The sequence below is a fragment of the Streptomyces sp. NPDC111606 genome (genome assembly GCF_055656945.1).
This window is the reverse complement of record NZ_JBVKBY010000001.1, coordinates 1048693-1065087: the sequence shown is the minus strand read 5'-3', so window position 1 is coordinate 1065087 and position 16395 is coordinate 1048693. Positions and strand designations below refer to the sequence as shown.

The following is a 16395-nucleotide window of genomic DNA, read 5'->3' as shown; positions in this document are numbered from 1 at the left end:
CGCCGGGCACGCGCGCGTGCTGGACAATGGAACCCATGCCTTCCGCACTCCCCGACGGCGAGCCCGTCCCCGACGACGGCACGCTCCCCGCGTCCGCCCTCGCCGGGTCCGCCGACCGCCCCCTCGGCTTCTACCTGCACGTCCCGTACTGCGCGACCCGCTGCGGCTACTGCGACTTCAACACCTACACGGCGACCGAGCTGCGCGGCACGGGCGGAGTGCTGGCGTCCCGCGACAACTACGCCGAGACCCTCGTCGACGAGATCCGCCTCGCCCGAAAGGTCCTCGGCGACGATCCGCGCGAGGTCCGCACGGTCTTCGTCGGCGGCGGTACGCCCACTCTGCTGGCCGCCGACGATCTCGTACGGATGCTGGGGGCGATCCGCGACGAGTTCGGGCTGGCACCGGACGCGGAGATCACGACGGAGGCGAACCCGGAGTCGGTGGACCCGGCATATCTGGCCACCCTGCGCGAGGGTGGCTTCAACCGGCTCTCCTTCGGCATGCAGAGCGCGAAGCAGCACGTGCTGAAGGTCCTGGACCGCACCCACACCCCGGGCCGCCCCGAGGCGTGCGTGGCAGAGGCCCGCGCGGCGGGCTTCGAGCACGTCAACCTGGACCTGATCTACGGCACACCGGGCGAGTCGGACGACGACTGGCGGGCTTCGCTGGAGGCGGCGATCGGCGCCGGCCCGGACCATGTGTCCGCCTATGCCCTGATCGTCGAGGAGGGCACCCAGCTGGCCCGCCGCATCCGCCGGGGCGAGGTCCCGATGACGGACGACGACGTCCACGCCGACCGGTACCTGATCGCGGAGTCGGTGCTGTCGCAGGCGGGCTTCGACTGGTACGAGGTCTCCAACTGGGCGACCTCGGAGGCGGGCCGCTGCCTGCACAACGAGCTGTACTGGCGGGGCGCCGACTGGTGGGGCGCGGGGCCTGGGGCCCACTCGCACGTGGGCGGCGTCCGCTGGTGGAACGTGAAGCATCCGGGCGCGTACGCGGCGGCACTGGCGGCGGGCCGCTCGCCGGGGGCCGGACGCGAGCTGCTGTCCGAGGAGGACAGGAGGGTCGAGCGGATCCTGCTGGAGCTGCGGCTGCTGGAGGGGGCGCCGCTGGCGCTGCTGAGGGAGGAGGGGCTCACCGCCTCGCGCCGAGCACTCTCAGAGGGGCTCTTGCAGACCGGTCCGTACGAGGAGGGGCGTGCGGTGCTGACGCTTCGGGGGCGGTTGCTGGCGGACGCGGTGGTCAGGGATTTGGTGGACTGATCACTCCGGTGGGTGAATCGGTACCACGGGCCACACCACCGGATTCGGCACCTTCGGCAACGTCAGGCCTCACCGCTACCCGTGACGAAGTCGATCAGCTCCTCCACCCGCCCCAGCAACTCCGGCTCCAGGTCCTTGTAGGACCCCACCCGCTTCAGGATCGCCTGCCACACCGCCCCGGTGTTCTCCGAGGGCCACCCCAGCGCCCGGCACACCCCCGTCTTCCAGTCCTGCCCGTGCGGGACGCGCGGCCAGGACTCGATGCCCAGGGCCGACGGCTTCACCGCCTCCCAGATGTCGATGTACGGGTGGCCCACGACCAGGGCGTGTTCGCTGGTCACCGACTCCGCGATGCGCCATTCCTTCGTGCCGGGGACGAGGTGGTCCACCAGGACGCCCAGGCGTGCGTCCGGACCCGGCGCGAAGTCGGCCACGATCGAGGGAAGGTCGTCGACACCCTCCAGGTACTCCACGACCACGCCCTCGATGCGCAGGTCGTCGCCCCAGACCTTCTCGACCAGCTCGGCGTCGTGGCGGCCCTCCACGTAGATACGGCCGGCGCGGGCCACGCGCGCGCGTGCGCCGGGCACGGCGACCGAACCGGACGCCGTCCGGCTGGGACGTGCGGGAGCCGAGGACGACGGGCGTACGAGCGTCACCACCTTGCCCTCCAGCAGGAACCCCCGCGGCTCCAGCGGGAACACCCGGTGCTTGCCGAAGCGGTCCTCCAGCGTCACCGTGCCCGCCTCGCAGCGGATCACCGCGCCGCAGAAACCCGTGCCCGGCTCCTCCACCACCAGGCCCGGGTCCGCCGGTACCTCGGGGGCGGGCTTGGGCTTCTTCCAGGGCGGGGTCAGGTCCGGGGAGTACTGGCGCATTCGGATGACGATAGGAGAAGCCCCGCGGGTACGTCTCGCGGATCAGGGCGACACGCCGAAGCGGGCCGCCAAGGCGTTCCGCTGGCGTCGTACGAACTCCGCGTCCACCACCGCTCCGTGACCGGGCACGTACAGCGCATCCTCGCCGCCCAGGTCCAGCAGGCGGTCCAGGGCGGCCGGCCAGTGCGACGGTACGGCGTCGGGGCCCGCCTGGGGTTCGCCGGACTCCTCCACCAGATCGCCGCAGAAGACGACCTCCCGATCGCCGGGGGCCACGCCCGGCACCAGCACGACCAGATCGTGGGCCGTGTGGGCCGGGCCCACGTTCGCCAGCAGGACCTGGCGGCCGCCCTCCAGGTCGAGGGTCCACTCGCCGCTCACCTGGTGCCGGGGGTGGACCAGGGCGTCGAGGGCCTCGTCCGCCGCGTCCGGGTCCAGGCCGTTGCCCACGGCGTCCGAGCGCAGTTCCGCACGCTCGTGCGCGAACACCGTGTCCATGCCCACCGCGCCGTACACCTCCGCCCCGGCGAACGCCGCAGCCCCGAAGACGTGATCGAAGTGGGGATGGGTCAGCGCGAGATGGGTCACACGGTGACCCGCGAGCCACTGGGCCTGCGTACGCAACCGCGCGCCCTCTCCGAGGCTTGACCCGGCGTCGATCACGAGCGCCGTGTCCCGGCCCACGACCAGCCCCGCGGTGCAGTCCCAGCCCGGAAGCCGGCATCTGCCCACCCCGGCCGCCAGCCGTTCCCACCCGAGCTCTTCCCAAGTCACCGTCATACGGCGACGCTAACCAAGACACCACCGTCGGGCACGGTGGTGCCGGACCGGCCTTGCCCGGGGCGTACCCCACCGCCGTACACTGGCCGGGGACGGTTGGCACTCACCAGCGCAGAGTGCCAGGCGAAATGTCAAGGGGACGACTTCTGGAGGTGTGCGCGGTTGCTGAGTGAACGCAGGCTTCAGGTGTTGCGCGCCATCGTCCAGGACTATGTCGGGACCGAGGAGCCGGTCGGGTCGAAGGCGCTGACCGAGCGCCACAACCTCGGGGTGTCCCCGGCGACCGTCCGCAATGACATGGCTGCCCTGGAGGACGAGGGTTTCATCGCCCAGCCGCACACCAGCGCGGGGCGCATCCCGACCGACAAGGGTTACCGGCTGTTCGTCGACAAGCTCGCCGGCGTCAAGCCGATGACCCCGCCGGAGCGGCGCGCCATCCAGAACTTCCTCGACGGCGCCGTCGACCTCGACGACGTCGTGGCGCGCACCGTGCGGCTGCTCGCGCAGCTCACGCGGCAGGTCGCCGTCGTGCAGTACCCGTCGCTGACCCGGTCCACCGTCCGGCATGTGGAGCTGCTCTCGCTCGCGCCCGCGCGTGTGATGCTCGTGCTGATCACGGACACCGGGCGGGTCGAGCAGCGGATGATCGACTGTCCCGCGCCCTTCGGCGAAGCCTCGCTCGCGGACCTGCGCGCGCGGCTCAACAGCCGGGTCGCGGGGCGGCGCTTCACCGACGTGCCCAGGCTCGTCGAGGACCTCGCCGAGGCCTTCGACATGGAGGACCGCGGCACAGTCTCGGCGGTGCTCTCCACTCTGCTGGAGACACTCGTCGAGGAGAACGAAGAGCGGCTGATGATCGGCGGCACCGCCAATCTCACCCGCTTCGGACATGACTTCCCCCTCACCATCCGGCCCGTCCTGGAGGCACTCGAGGAGCATGTCGTGCTCCTCAAGCTCCTTGGCGAGGCAGGGGATTCGGGCATGACCGTACGCATCGGTCACGAGAACGCCTACGAGGGACTCAACTCAACGTCTGTCGTGTCGGTCGGCTACGGTTCGGGCGGCGAGGCAGTAGCCAAGCTCGGCGTGGTCGGACCGACCCGCATGGATTACCCGGGAACGATGGGAGCGGTACGCGCAGTGGCACGGTACGTCGGACAGATCCTGGCGGAGTCGTAAGTGGCCACGGACTACTACGCCGTTCTCGGCGTGCGTCGCGACGCGTCGCAGGAAGAGATCAAGAAGGCCTTCCGGCGGCTCGCGCGCGAGCTGCACCCGGACGTCAACCCGGATCCGAAGACCCAGGAGCGGTTCAAGGAGATCAACGCCGCTTACGAGGTGTTGTCGGACCCGCAGAAGAAGCAGGTCTACGACCTCGGCGGCGACCCGCTGTCCCAGGCGGGCGGCGCGGGAGCCGGCGGCTTCGGCGCGGGCGGCTTCGGGAACTTCTCGGACATCATGGACGCGTTCTTCGGTACGGCGTCCCAGCGCGGCCCGCGCTCGCGCACCCGCCGCGGCCAGGACGCGATGATCCGGCTGGAGATCGAGCTCGACGAGGCGGCCTTCGGCACGACGAAGGACATCCAGGTCGACACGGCCGTCGTCTGCAACACCTGCAACGGTGAGGGGGCTGCCCCCGGCACCTCCGCTCAGACGTGTGACATGTGCCGCGGTCGTGGTGAGGTGTCGCAGGTGACGCGGTCCTTCCTGGGCCAGGTCATGACGTCGCGGCCCTGCCCGCAGTGCCAGGGATTCGGGACGGTGGTTCCCACGCCGTGCCCCGAGTGCGCGGGGGACGGACGCGTGCGGTCCCGTCGGACGCTCACGGTCAAGATCCCGGCCGGTGTCGACAACGGCACCCGGATCCAGCTCGCCGGCGAGGGCGAGGTCGGGCCCGGTGGCGGTCCCGCCGGTGACCTGTACGTCGAGATCCACGAGCTGCCGCACTCGACCTTCCAGCGGCGCGGCGACGACCTGCACTGCACGGTGACGATCCCGATGACCGCGGCGTCCCTCGGTACGAAGGTGCCGCTGGAGACGCTGGACGGCCTCGAGGAGGTCGACATCCGGCCCGGCACCCAGTCCGGTCAGTCGATTCCGCTGCACGGACGCGGTGTGACGCATCTGCGGGGTGGCGGGCGCGGCGATCTCATCGTCCACGTCGAGGTCACCACGCCGACCAAGCTGGACCCCGAGCAGGAGCGGTTGCTGCGCGAGCTGGCCAAGCTGCGGGGCGAGGAGCGGCCGCAGGGGCAGTTCCAGCCGGGGCAGCAGGGGTTGTTCTCGCGGTTGAAGGATGCGTTCAACGGGCGCTGAGTCCGGTGGCGCAGTGCCCCTGCATGGCACGGCACAGGGCCGATTCGGACTTGTTCGGAGGACGTGACAACATGCCGTCATGTCCTCCGCACTGACCGATCTTTTCCCCCATCCGATCGTGCAGGCCCCCATGGCGGGCGGCGTCTCCGTGCCGCAGCTCGCCGCTGCCGTGTCCGAGGCAGGTGGGCTGGGGTTTCTCGCCGCCGGGTACAAGACCGCCGACGGGATGTACCAGGAGATCAAGCAGCTGCGGGGGCTGACGGGCCGGCCCTTCGGGGTCAACCTGTTCATGCCGCAGCCCGAGTACGCCGACGCCGCGGCCGTGGACGTCTACGCGCATCAGCTCGCGGGTGAGGCCGCCTGGTACGAGACCGAGCTGGGGGACCGGGACAGCGGACGGGACGACGGGTACGACGCCAAGCTGGCCGTGCTGCTCGACAACCCGGTGCCGGTCGTCTCGTTCCACTTCGGGGTGCCGAAGCCCGATGTGCTGGAGTCCCTGCGCCGCGCCGGAACCGTCACCCTCGTTACCGTCACCACCACGGACGAGGCCCTCGCCGTGCAGCAGGCCGGTGCCGATGCCGTGATCGTGCAGGGAGTGGAGGCCGGCGGCCACCAGGGGACGCATCGCGACAACCCGGAGACGGACCGGTCGGGCATCGGGCTGCTCTCCCTCCTCGCGCAGGTCCGGGAGACCGTGAGCCTGCCCATCGTCGCCGCCGGCGGCATCATGCGGGGCAGCCAGATCGCCGCCGTCCTCGCGGCCGGGGCCAGTGCCGCCCAGCTCGGCACCGCCTTCCTCGCCACCCAGGAGTCCGGCGCCAACGCCCTGCACAAGCAGGCGCTGACCAACCCCCTGTTCGTACGGACCGAGTTGACGCGCGCGTTCTCCGGCCGGCCCGCCCGCGGCCTGGTCAACCGCTTCATGCGCGAGCACGGGCCGTACGCCCCCGCCGCCTACCCCGAGGTCCACCACCTGACCTCCCCCCTGCGCAAGAAGGCCGCCGCGTCCGGTGACGCGCAGGGCATGGCCCTGTGGGCGGGGCAGGGGCACCGTATGGCACGCGAACTGCCCGCCGGGCAGCTGGTGGAGGTGCTGGCCGCCGAGCTGGACGCCGCGGCGACAGCGTTGTCGGCGGCCTCCAAGGGGGGTGCGGTCGGATGACGGCGCCGGTGTTCGTCGTCGAGTCGCTGGAGCGGGGCGACCTCTCCGGCGGCGAGTACGTTCTCGACGGTCCCGAGGGGCGGCACGCCGTCTCGGTGAAGCGGCTGCGGGCCGGTGAGCAGGTCGTCCTCACCGACGGGCTCGGGCGCTGGGCCGAGGGTGTCGTCAAGGCGGCCGAGGGCAAGGACCGGCTGGTCATGAGCGTGGGTGCGGTGACCGAGGAGCCGGTGGTACAGCCTCGTATCACCGTCGTCCAGGCCCTCCCCAAGGGCGACCGCGGTGAACTGGCCGTCGAGACCATGACCGAGACCGGCGTCGACGCGATCGTGCCGTGGGCGGCCGCCCGGTGCATCACGCAGTGGAAGGGCGAGCGGGGCGCGAAGGCCCTCGGCAAGTGGCGGGCCACCGCCCGCGAGGCCGGCAAGCAGTCGCGCCGGGTGCGCTTCCCGGAGGTCGCGGAGGCGGCCACGACCAAGCAGGTCGCGGCGCTGCTCGCCGACGCCGACTTCGCCGCCGTACTGCACGAGGAGCGCGACTACGGCAGTGAGCCGCTCGCGACCGCCGAACTGCCCGCCGAGGGCGAGATCGTGCTCGTCGTCGGCCCCGAGGGCGGCGTGGCCCCCGAGGAACTCGCCCTCTTCGAGGAGGCGGGCGCGAAGGCGTACCGTCTGGGCCGTACCGTCCTGCGCACCTCCACCGCCGGAACCGCGGCGACGGCACTGCTCCTCGGCCGCACCGGCCGCTGGGCCTGACCAGGAGGGACGTCCGCCGTGGAACTCGCCCAAGTACGGCTCCTGGTCGGCGACTTCGCCGCCTGCTACCGCTTCTACGCCGACGTCCTCGGCCTCAAGCCGCAATCGGGCGCGGCGCACGGGCCCTACGAGAAGTTCAGCCCCGCCACCGGTTCGGCGGGCATCGCCCTCCAGGACCGGGCGATGATGGCCGAGGTCCTGGGCGAACTCGGCGACGAGGCCAGGGGCCATCGCTCACTGGTGGTCCTGCGCGTCGACGATCTGGACACCTACTGCGCACAGATCGCCGAACGCGGCGCCACCCTCCTCCACGACCCCACCCCGCTGACCGACCGCATGCGCGTCGCCCACCTCAAGGACCCGGAGGGGAACCTGGTGGAACTTCAGGAATGGCTGCTGCTGCGCACCTGAGGCCGGGCGCCTCCCGCCGTGACTGCGCGAGCAGGGAGTGGCCGTATGCGCTCTACCGCGGCGGCCGGGACAGTGGCAGGCTGCGGTCCCATGGGGGCATTCAGGAGGGTTCGGTCTCGCCTCGACCGGCTTGCCGGGCGTCATGCGCGGGTGGCTGCCGTGGCAGGGCTCGCGGTCGTCGCCGTCGGCTCGGTGGTCGGCTGTGATCCGGGTGGGCTGAGCTCGGCGACCGTGGCATTCACGACCGATCAGACCGTGACCGAGGAGCTGGAGCGGCAGAAGGCCGACGTGCAATGGCTCAACTGCACGGGCTCGTACGACGACAAGGGCAACGGCAGCTCGCCGACCGCCAGTGAGAACACCGTCGTCAAGGTCGACTGCGAGGGCGAGACCAAGGACGGCAAGGACATCGTCGTCACCGGCCGGATCACCCGGGCCGTCAGCGGTTCCTGTGTGCGCGGGGACCTCGTCGCCAAGATCGACGGCAAGGAGTGGTTCCACGTGAACGGGCTGGGCGACTGCGACGCCACGCCCTCGCCCGTCAACCCGTCCGGGGGCGGACAGCAGCCCGGCCCCACGGTCACGGTGACGGTCACCAAGACGGTCTACTGCAAGCAGCACCCGAACTGCTGGCCGGAGGGCAAGTGAGCGCCTCCCGGCGGGAGTTGGGGCAAGTGATCCAAAGCCCTGTTCGCGGGCGCCGCGCTTGCCTAGGGTGATCGGGTGACACAGTCCGCGACGCCTGCTCCGACTTCGGCCACCGCCCCCTCGCCGTCGTATCTGCGGTATCCGCATCTGCGCGGCGACCTCGTCGCCTTCACCGCCGAGGACGACGTATGGCTCGCCCCCCTCGACGGCGGCCGGGCCTGGCGGGTCAGCGCCGACAACGTGCCGGTCTCCCTGCCGCGCATCTCGCCCGACGGTACGACCGTCGCCTGGACCTCCACCCGCGACGGCGCCCCCGAGGTGCACATCGCGCCGGTCGACGGCGGCCCCTCCAGGCGCCTCACGCACTGGGGCAGCGGGCAGACCAGGGTGCGCGGCTGGACGCCCGACGGTCAGGTCCTCGCGATCAGCACCCAGGGCCAGGCGGGCAGCCGCCGCACCTGGGCCCACACGGTCCCGCTCGACGGCGGACCGGCCACCACCCTGCCGTACGGGCCCGTCGCCGATGTCGTCCACGGGCCTCGGCTGCTGCTCGCGTCCGCGCCCATGGGGCTGGAGGCGGCCCGGTGGAAGCGCTACCGGGGCGGTACGGCGGGGAAGTTGTGGATCGAGCACGAGGGTGACGGGGACTTCGTACGGCTGCATGAGGCGCTGGACGGGAACATCGAGTACCCGATGTGGGTGGGCGAGAGGGTCGCCTTTCTCTCCGACCACGAGGGCGTGGGGGCCGTGTACTCGTCCCTCGCCGACGGGTCCGACCTGCGACGGCACACCCCCGATGGGGGCACCTCCCGCTCGAGCGAAGCCGAGAGTGGGGGAGGCTTCTACGCCCGGCACGCCGCGAGCGACGGCACCCGTGTCGTCCACGCCTCGGCCGGTCAACTGTGGCTCCTGGACGACCTCGACGGCGCCGAGCCGCGCCGGCTCGACATCCGGCTCGGCGGGCAGCGCACCGACCGGCAGACGTATCCGTTGAACGCCGCCCGCGCGTTCGGGGAGGCGGCGCCCGACCACACCGCGCGCGGCAGCGCGGTCTCCGTGCGGGGGGCCGTGCACTGGGTCACCCACCGCTCCGGCCCCGCCCGTGCGCTCGCCGCCGAGCCGGGGGTACGCGCCCGGCTGCCGCGCACCTTCCGCGCGGAGGGCGAGGAGTGGGTGGTGTGGGTGACGGACGCGGAGGGCGACGACGCGCTGGAGTTCGCGCCCGCGACCGGGCTAGCGCCGGGAGCCACCCCGCGCAGGCTCGGCGCCGGGCAGCTGGGCCGCGTCCTGGAACTCGCCATGGCGCCCGACGGGAGCCGCGCCGCGGTCGCCGCGCACGACGGCCGCGTGCTGTTCGTCGAGCGGGAGACCGGCGAGGTGCGCGAGGTGGACCGCAGCGCGGACGGGGACGTCTCCGGGCTCGTCTTCTCGCCCGACTCGGCCTGGCTCGCCTGGTCGCACCCCGGCCCGCGCCCGCTGTCCCAGCTCAAGCTCGCCAACACCACCGACCTGTCGGTGTCCGAGGCGACCCCGCTGCGCTTCCAGGACTACGCGCCGGCGTTCACGCAGGACGGCAAGCACCTGGCGTTCCTGTCGACGCGGGCCTTCGACCCGGTCTACGACGAGCACGTCTTCGACCTCGCGTTCGTGGTCGGCTCCCGCCCGCACCTGATCACCCTCGCCGCGACCACTCCGTCCCCCTTCGGCCCGCAGCGGCACGGCCGCCCCTTCGACGCGCCCGACAAGGACGAGACCCCCGACAGCGAGGGCACCCCGACCACGCGCATCGACCTCGAAGGCCTGGCCGACCGGATCGTGCCGTTCCCGGTCGAGGCCGCCCGCTACAGCACGCTGCGGACCGCCAAGGACGGCGTGCTGTGGCTGCGGCACCCCGTGCGCGGCGCCCTCGGTGCGTCCCGGGCCACGCCCGACGACCCGGAGCCCAAGACCGAGCTGGAGCGCTACGACCTCGTCCAGCGGCGCGTCGAGCATCTTGCCGACGACGCCGACGACTTCGAGGTCAGCGGCGACGGCAAACGGGTGCTGCTGTGGACCGACGGACGGCTGAAGGTCGTACCGAGCGACCGGCGGGCCTCCGGCGACGACGACAGCGACACGAACATCACCGTCGACCTGAGCCGCGTACGGCAGAAGGTCGACCCGCCGGCCGAGTGGCGGCAGATGTTCGAGGAGACCGGCCGCATCATGCGGGACCACTTCTGGCGGCCGGACATGAGCGGGGTGGACTGGTCCGGGGTGCTGGACCGCTACCGCCCGCTGCTCGACCGGGTGGCCACCCACGACGACCTCATGGACCTGCTGTGGGAGGTGCAGGGCGAGCTCGGCACCTCGCACGCCTACGTCGCCCCGCGCGGCGGGTACGGCAGCGGGGCCCGGCAGGGCCTGCTGGGTGCCGACATCTCCCGCCACGCCGACGGGAGTTGGCGGATCGACCGGATCCTGCCCTCGGAGACCTCCGACCCCGACGCGCGGGCCCCGCTGGCCGCGCCCGGGGTCGCCGTGCGTGCCGGGGACGCGATCGTGGCGGTGGCCGGCGCGCCGGTGGACCCGGTGACCGGGCCCGGCCCGCTGCTCGTCGGCACGGCGGGCAAGGCGGTGGAGCTGACGATCTCGCCGGCCGGGGGCGGAGACGTACGGCATGCGGTCGTGGTCCCGATCGCGGACGAGCAGCCCCTGCGGTACCACGCGTGGGTGGCGGACCGGCGGGCGTACGTCCACGAGAAGTCCGGCGGCAGGCTGGGCTACCTCCATGTGCCGGACATGCAGGCGCCCGGGTGGGCCCAGATCCACCGTGACCTGCGCGTCGAGGTGGCACGCGAAGGGCTCGTCGTGGACGTGCGGGAGAACGGCGGCGGGCACACCTCGCAGCTCGTCGTCGAGAAGCTGGCCCGGCGGATCGTGGGCTGGGAACTGCCGCGCGGGATGCGGCCGTACAGCTATCCGGCGGACGCCCCGCGCGGCCCTGTCGTGGCGGTGGCGAACGAGTTCTCCGGCTCCGACGGCGACATCGTGAACGCGGCCATCAAGGCACTGGGGCTCGGCCCGGTGGTGGGCACGCGGACGTGGGGCGGCGTCATCGGGATCGACAGCCGCTACCGCCTGGTCGACGGCACGCTGATCACCCAGCCGAAGTACGCCATCTGGCTGGAGGGCTACGGCTGGGACGTGGAGAACCACGGCGTCGACCCGGACGTGGAGGTTCTCCAGCGCCCGCAGGACTGGGCCGCGGGGCGGGACGCCCAGCTGGACGAGGCGATCCGGATCGCGCTGGCGGGGCTGGAGGAACGGCCCGCGAAGACACCGCCGGCGCTGCCGACCTGAGGCAGGCGGTGTGCCGGTGGGCCGTCGGCGCTCAGCGCAGCACGGCCGCCAGCAGGTCGGTGCCGAGGGCCGTCAGGTCGGGCAGGTTGAGGGTGTAGCGGATGTAACGACCGTGCCGCCGGGCCGTGAGCAGGCCCGCGCGGCGCAGGACGGCGAGGTGGCGGGAGACCTCCGGGGGCGACAGCTCCCAGGTGTGGGCCAGCTCGCCGGTGGTGTGGGGGCCGCGGGCCAGGGTGCGCAGCAGCCGCAGCCGTACCGGATGCGCGAGTGCCTCCAGCCGCAGGGTGACCGTCTGCAGCGACACCGGCTGCTCCGACGGACTCGGCTCGGCCACGGGGTACTGCACCACCGGCTGCCAGCCCGGCGCGTGGACCGCCACCAGGTGCGGTCGGCCGAAGACACTGGGGATGAAGGTGACCCCGGTGCCGTGGGCCGAGGTCGCCTTGTCCTGCAGCTTGTCCACGACTATGCAGTCGCCCTCCGGTGACAGGGTGACCGCCCCGGAGACCGATGCGAGGGCCGCCCCGACGCCCTGGCGCCTCAGCAGGTCGTTCTTCAGGCGCAGGTCGGTGGCGAGCTGCACGGCGACGCCCGCCCAGGCGGCGTCGAAGAAGGCCTCGGCGCACTGCTCCAGGGTGTCGCGCACCCGCCCCCGCACACCGGCCGGGTCCGCCAGCAGCCGCTGCGCGAACGCCTCCTGCCGCGGGCCACGGGCCTGGGCCAGCTCCAGGGCCCGCTCGCGCGCCGTCGCGTCGGTCAGGGGCGACGGCGCCGCCAAGCGCACCCGGTTGCCGCCGCACGTGGTCACGAGCGCGGCCGTCACATACGTCTCGTCGTCGATCCGGTCCACGTCGTCCAACTCCTCGGCGAGGGTCGGACGGGGCCGGGCGGGAATCAGGAAGTCGGCCTGCGAGGAACGCCAGAGGAACTCCGCCTCCCGGAGCCGCTCGGCCAGCTCGGGCCGCAGCCCGGCCCGGACGTCCGAGGCCCAGTCGGCGAGCTGCGGATGATGCCCGGGTTCGGCCAGCACGTGCAGCATCGCGGTCAGCTCGGCCAGCGGGGAGGCGGCGAACCGCAGCCGCTCGGACGGCAGTCCGCCGATGTCGATCCTCAACGTCACCGCATCATCATCACGGACCGGTCAGCATCGCCGACAAGGCGGCCTGCGCCGACGTCGGTTGACGGTGTTCGTCAACCGGCGCAGCCGGCCCGACGTGCCGTCCGCACCGTTGGCGCCATGGCAACCACCATCAAGATCCGGCCCCGCGCCCTCGTCGGTGCCTCCGGAGGCCCCCGCTACGCCGTCGCCCTGGTCGTGGACGCGCTCGGCACCGGCCTGCTGCGGCCCTTCCTGCTGCTCTACGGAGTCACGGTGCTGAGGCTGTCCGCGCCGGCCACCGGCATCGCCATGACGGCCGGCGTCGTCGTGGGCCTGGTGTGCATGCCCGCGGTGGGCCGATGGCTGGACCGGGGCGCGCGCAGCACGGTCGTCGCGGCGTCGATGCTGGTGCGGGTGCTGGGCGTGGTGCTGCTGCTCGCCACCCCGGCGGGGCACGTCTGGCTGTTCGCGACGGCGGCGCTCTTCCTCGGCATCGGCAACCAGGCATGGCCGGCCGCCCACGCGGCTCTCGTCGCCACCGTCGCCCACGGCCGGGAGCGCGATGCCGCTCTCGCGGCAGGCCGAGCCCTGCGCAACGCCGGCCTGGGCGTCGGCGCGCTGCTCGCCACCGTGGCCCTGACGGGCGGCGCCACCGCGTTGCAGGCGCTGGCAGCCGTCACCGGGCTCGCCTATCTCACCGCGGCGGCCCTTGCCTGGTCGGTCCACCTCCACGCGCATCCGGCCGCCACCCCGGCCAAGGGCAGGGACGACGAGCCCGCGCCCCGGATGCGCGCGCTGCTGGCCGCCAACGTCATCTACGTCTTCTGCCTCAACGTCCCCGAAATCGCCCTGCCCTTGATCCTGGTGACGCAGTTGCACGCATCCCCGGTGTGGTCGGCGGCCATCTTCGTGGCCAACACCGTGCTGGTGGTCACCCTGCAGGTGCCGGTCACCGTCCTGCTGTCCCGCTTCTCCCGGCCGACCGTGCTGGCCCTGGCCGGCGTGGTGCTCACCGCGTCCTACCTCGGCTTCCTCGCGGCCACGTCACTGGGGGACGGCTGGGGTGCCCCGGCTGTCGCCGCGGTGTCCGTCGTCTGCACGATCGGCGAGATCATCTACGCCGGCAGCGCCACCGCGCTGGTCACCGCCCTCGCTCCGGCCCATGTCCTGGGGCGTTCCCTCGCCCGTTTCGAGCTCTCCACGGGCTTCGGCCTCGCCGTCTCCCCGGCCGTCATCACCGCGCTCGCCCCGCACGGCCCGACCGCCCTCTGGGGCAGCCTCGCCGCCGCGACGCTCCTGTCCTCCTGCGCGGTCGTCACCGAGAAGCAACTCCGGTGACCGGAAACCGATCACCCGAGGCCGACGACGATACGATGCCCCCCGTAAAGGACGCGCCCAACTCCCGGAGGGAACCCTCATGGCAGGCGAGCCGCAGGACGACTGTCTGTTCTGCAAGATTGTCGAGGGGCACGTCCCGGCGACGATCGTCCGGGAGACGGAGACGACCGTCGCGTTCCGGGACATCAACCCCCAGGCGCCCACGCACGTCCTGGTCATCCCCAAGGCGCACTACAAGGACGCCGCCGCCCTCGCCACCGCCGAACCGGCCCTCGCCGCGGACGTCCTGCGGGAGGCCCAGGCCGTCGCCGACGAGGACAAGCTGGAGAGCTACCGGGTCGTCTTCAACACCGGCGCCGGCGCCGGTCAGACCGTCTGGCACGCCCACGCCCACGTCCTGGGCGGCCGCGGCATGCAGTGGCCCCCCGGATAGGCCGCAGCTGCCGTGTCCGTACGTGAATTGGTGGTCCTCGGCACCGCGAGCCAGGTCCCCACCCGGCACCGGAACCACAACGGGTATCTGCTGCGGTGGGACGGACAGGGAATCCTGTTCGATCCCGGCGAGGGCACGCAGCGGCAGATGCTGCGTGCCGGAGTGGCCGCGCACGACCTGAACCGGATCTGCATCACCCACTTCCACGGGGACCACTCGCTGGGACTGGCCGGGGTCATCCAGCGGATCAACCTCGACAAGGTTCCGCATCCCGTCACCGCCCACTACCCGCGTTCCGGGCAGCGCTTCTTCGACCGGCTGCGGTACGCCACCGCCTACCGCGAGACCGTCGACATCGCCGAGGCCCCGATCAGCGAGGACGGCGTCATCGCCGCCACCGGCGGCCACAATCTGGAGGCCGCGCGGCTCTCGCACCCCGTCGAGTCGTACGGCTACCGCCTCGTCGAGCCCGACGGCCGCCGCATGCTGCCCGAACGGCTCGCCGCGCATGGCATCAAGGGGCCGGACGTCGGACGGATCCAGCGGGAAGGGGTGCTGGACGGGGTCTCGCTCGACGACGTCAGTGAGGTCCGGCGCGGGCAGCGGTTCGCCTTCGTCATGGACACACGGCTGTGTGACGGCGTGTACTCCCTCGCCGACGGCTGCGACATGCTCGTCATCGAGTCCACCTTCCTGGACGAGGACGTGCAACTCGCCGTCGAGCACGGTCATCTGACCGCCGGCCAGGCCGCCAGGGTCGCGCTCGACTGCGGCGTACGGCATCTCGTGCTCACCCACTTCAGCCAGCGCTACTCCGAGCCTGGGGGCACCTCCCGGACGGAGTCTGGGGGAGAGTTCGAGCGGCAGGCGCGGGCCGCCGGGTTCGAGGGGGAGCTGACCGTCGCGCACGACCTGCTGCGGGTGCCACTTCCGAAACGGCGGTAGCACCGCCGTACGATGCTTCGATGCCCCTCCCCAAAGCAGAACTGCACCTCCACATCGAAGGCACCCTCGAACCCGAGCTCGCCTTCGAGCTGGCCGCACGCAATGGCGTCGAGCTGCCGTACCTGGACACCGACGAGATCCGCAAGGCCTATCAGTTCGAGGACCTCCAGTCCTTTCTGAACCTTTACTACGAGCTCATGGCCGTCCTGCGCACCGAGCGGGACTTCGAGGACCTGGCGAACGCCTACCTCGCCCGTGCCGCCGCGCAGGGCGTGCGGCATGCGGAGATCTTCTTCGACCCGCAGGCGCACACCAAGCGGGGCCTGGAGCTGGGCACGGTCGTCGAGGGGCTGTCGCGGGCGCTGGGGAGCAGCGAGGCGAACCACGGGGTCTCCACCCGGCTGATCATGTGCTTCCTGCGCGACGACTCCGCCGAGTCGGCCATGGCCACGCTCCGGGCCGCCGAGCCGTATCTCGACCGGATCACCGGCGTCGGCCTCGACTCGGCCGAGGTCGGCCACCCGCCGGTGAAGTTCCGCGAGGTCTACGAGGCAGCCGCCGCGCTCGGTCTGCGGCGCGTCGCGCACGCCGGCGAGGAAGGCCCGCCCGCCTACATCACCGAGGCCCTCGACGTCCTCGGTGTCGAGCGCGTCGACCACGGGCTGCGGTGCATGGAGGACCCGGCGCTGGTCGAGCGGCTGGTGCGGGAGCGGGTGCCGCTGACGCTGTGTCCGCTGTCGAACGTACGGCTGCGCACCGTCGACGTCCTCGCCGACCACCCGCTGCCCGCCATGCTCGACGCCGGGCTCCACTGCACGGTCAACTCCGACGACCCGGCCTACTTCGGCGGGTACGCCGGCGACAACTTCGACGCCGTACGCCAGACCCTCGGCCTCACCGACGAACGGCTGCGGGAGCTCGCCCGCAACTCGTTCCTCGCCTCCTTCCTGGAGGACGACGAGGAGCTGCGGGCGCGGTACCTGGCCGAGGTCGAGGCCTATGAGTTCGGGTAGCCGCCGA

General features: G+C 72.3%; 15 protein-coding genes. 12 read left to right on the top strand and 3 right to left on the bottom strand.

The window, feature by feature from the left end:
* Positions 1-35: 35 nt before the first annotated feature.
* On the top strand, positions 36-1268 hold the full coding sequence (hemW, locus tag ACZ7M7_RS04930) for a radical SAM family heme chaperone HemW (RefSeq protein ID WP_383611057.1): 1233 nt from the start codon (positions 36-38) through the stop codon (positions 1266-1268).
* A gap of 62 nt (positions 1269-1330) precedes the next feature.
* On the opposite strand, the gene ACZ7M7_RS04925 is transcribed toward hemW, so the two are convergent.
* Positions 1331-2146, bottom strand: a complete 816-nt coding sequence (locus ACZ7M7_RS04925) for a DUF3097 domain-containing protein (protein WP_427841075.1) — start codon at positions 2144-2146, stop codon at positions 1331-1333.
* A gap of 42 nt (positions 2147-2188) precedes the next feature.
* Positions 2189-2926 carry an MBL fold metallo-hydrolase gene (locus ACZ7M7_RS04920; protein WP_383624645.1) on the bottom strand — a complete coding sequence of 246 codons (738 nt, stop codon included), beginning with the start codon at positions 2924-2926 and terminating at the stop codon, positions 2189-2191.
* A 162-nt stretch (positions 2927-3088) separates the two neighbouring features.
* Between ACZ7M7_RS04920 and hrcA the strand changes: the two genes are divergently transcribed.
* From hrcA to ACZ7M7_RS04885, 7 genes are all read left to right on the top strand, one after another.
* A complete protein-coding gene (gene hrcA, locus ACZ7M7_RS04915) occupies positions 3089-4105 on the top strand; it encodes a heat-inducible transcriptional repressor HrcA (protein WP_383611048.1) in 1017 nt (338 codons plus the stop codon).
* Positions 4106-5242, top strand: coding sequence for a molecular chaperone DnaJ (dnaJ, locus tag ACZ7M7_RS04910; protein WP_383611045.1), 1137 nt, complete (start codon positions 4106-4108; stop codon positions 5240-5242). It abuts the gene before it with no gap.
* Between the two features lie 79 nt (positions 5243-5321).
* Entirely contained in the window at positions 5322-6407 is a 1086-nt protein-coding gene (locus tag ACZ7M7_RS04905) for a nitronate monooxygenase (protein ID WP_383624642.1), read from the top strand.
* Entirely contained in the window at positions 6404-7159 is a 756-nt protein-coding gene (locus ACZ7M7_RS04900; protein ID WP_472112845.1) for a 16S rRNA (uracil(1498)-N(3))-methyltransferase, read from the top strand. The genes ACZ7M7_RS04905 and ACZ7M7_RS04900 overlap by 4 nt, the downstream gene beginning before the upstream one ends.
* An 18-nt stretch (positions 7160-7177) precedes the next feature.
* Entirely contained in the window at positions 7178-7570 is a 393-nt protein-coding gene (locus tag ACZ7M7_RS04895; RefSeq protein ID WP_472112843.1) for a VOC family protein, read from the top strand.
* Between the two features lie 90 nt (positions 7571-7660).
* Positions 7661-8218, top strand: a complete 558-nt coding sequence (locus ACZ7M7_RS04890) for a hypothetical protein (RefSeq protein WP_472112841.1) — start codon at positions 7661-7663, stop codon at positions 8216-8218.
* 75 nt (positions 8219-8293) lie between these two features.
* Positions 8294-11560, top strand: a complete 3267-nt coding sequence (locus tag ACZ7M7_RS04885) for a S41 family peptidase (protein ID WP_472112839.1) — start codon at positions 8294-8296, stop codon at positions 11558-11560.
* Between the two features lie 31 nt (positions 11561-11591).
* Here ACZ7M7_RS04885 and ACZ7M7_RS04880 read toward each other — a convergent pair whose 3' ends face one another.
* Positions 11592-12680: a DUF5937 family protein gene (locus ACZ7M7_RS04880; protein WP_472112836.1), complete on the bottom strand. Its 1089-nt coding sequence runs from the start codon at positions 12678-12680 to the stop codon at positions 11592-11594.
* A gap of 117 nt (positions 12681-12797) precedes the next feature.
* On the opposite strand from ACZ7M7_RS04880, the gene ACZ7M7_RS04875 reads away from it, so the two are divergent.
* The 4 genes from ACZ7M7_RS04875 to ACZ7M7_RS04860 all read left to right on the top strand — a co-directional run bounded on the left by ACZ7M7_RS04875 (position 12798) and on the right by ACZ7M7_RS04860 (position 16388).
* The gene (locus ACZ7M7_RS04875; RefSeq protein ID WP_472112833.1) at positions 12798-13997 is read left to right on the top strand and encodes an MFS transporter; all 1200 of its coding nucleotides are present in this window, start codon (positions 12798-12800) and stop codon (positions 13995-13997) included.
* Positions 13998-14076: 79 nt separating this feature from the next.
* The gene (locus ACZ7M7_RS04870) at positions 14077-14430 is read left to right on the top strand and encodes a histidine triad nucleotide-binding protein (protein ID WP_369270966.1); all 354 of its coding nucleotides are present in this window, start codon (positions 14077-14079) and stop codon (positions 14428-14430) included.
* A 12-nt stretch (positions 14431-14442) separates the two neighbouring features.
* Entirely contained in the window at positions 14443-15375 is a 933-nt protein-coding gene (locus ACZ7M7_RS04865; RefSeq protein ID WP_451166804.1) for a ribonuclease Z, read from the top strand.
* Positions 15376-15395: 20 nt separating this feature from the next.
* Entirely contained in the window at positions 15396-16388 is a 993-nt protein-coding gene (locus ACZ7M7_RS04860; RefSeq protein ID WP_472112829.1) for an adenosine deaminase, read from the top strand.
* The last annotated feature ends 7 nt before the right edge of the window (positions 16389-16395 follow it).

What these genes read in the sequence shown, in the direction of transcription:
- hemW (WP_383611057.1), top strand. Translation starts at nt 36, where the DNA reads ATGCCTTCCGCACTCCCCGACGGCGAGCCCGTCCCCGACGACGGCACG.
- ACZ7M7_RS04925 (WP_427841075.1), bottom strand. Translation starts at nt 2,146, where the DNA reads ATGCGCCAGTACTCCCCGGACCTGACCCCGCCCTGGAAGAAGCCCAAG.
- ACZ7M7_RS04920 (WP_383624645.1), bottom strand. Translation starts at nt 2,926, where the DNA reads ATGACGGTGACTTGGGAAGAGCTCGGGTGGGAACGGCTGGCGGCCGGG.
- ACZ7M7_RS04905 (WP_383624642.1), top strand. Translation starts at nt 5,322, where the DNA reads ATGTCCTCCGCACTGACCGATCTTTTCCCCCATCCGATCGTGCAGGCC.
- ACZ7M7_RS04900 (WP_472112845.1), top strand. Translation starts at nt 6,404, where the DNA reads ATGACGGCGCCGGTGTTCGTCGTCGAGTCGCTGGAGCGGGGCGACCTC.
- ACZ7M7_RS04890 (WP_472112841.1), top strand. Translation starts at nt 7,661, where the DNA reads ATGGGGGCATTCAGGAGGGTTCGGTCTCGCCTCGACCGGCTTGCCGGG.
- ACZ7M7_RS04875 (WP_472112833.1), top strand. Translation starts at nt 12,798, where the DNA reads ATGGCAACCACCATCAAGATCCGGCCCCGCGCCCTCGTCGGTGCCTCC.
- ACZ7M7_RS04870 (WP_369270966.1), top strand. Translation starts at nt 14,077, where the DNA reads ATGGCAGGCGAGCCGCAGGACGACTGTCTGTTCTGCAAGATTGTCGAG.
- ACZ7M7_RS04860 (WP_472112829.1), top strand. Translation starts at nt 15,396, where the DNA reads ATGCCCCTCCCCAAAGCAGAACTGCACCTCCACATCGAAGGCACCCTC.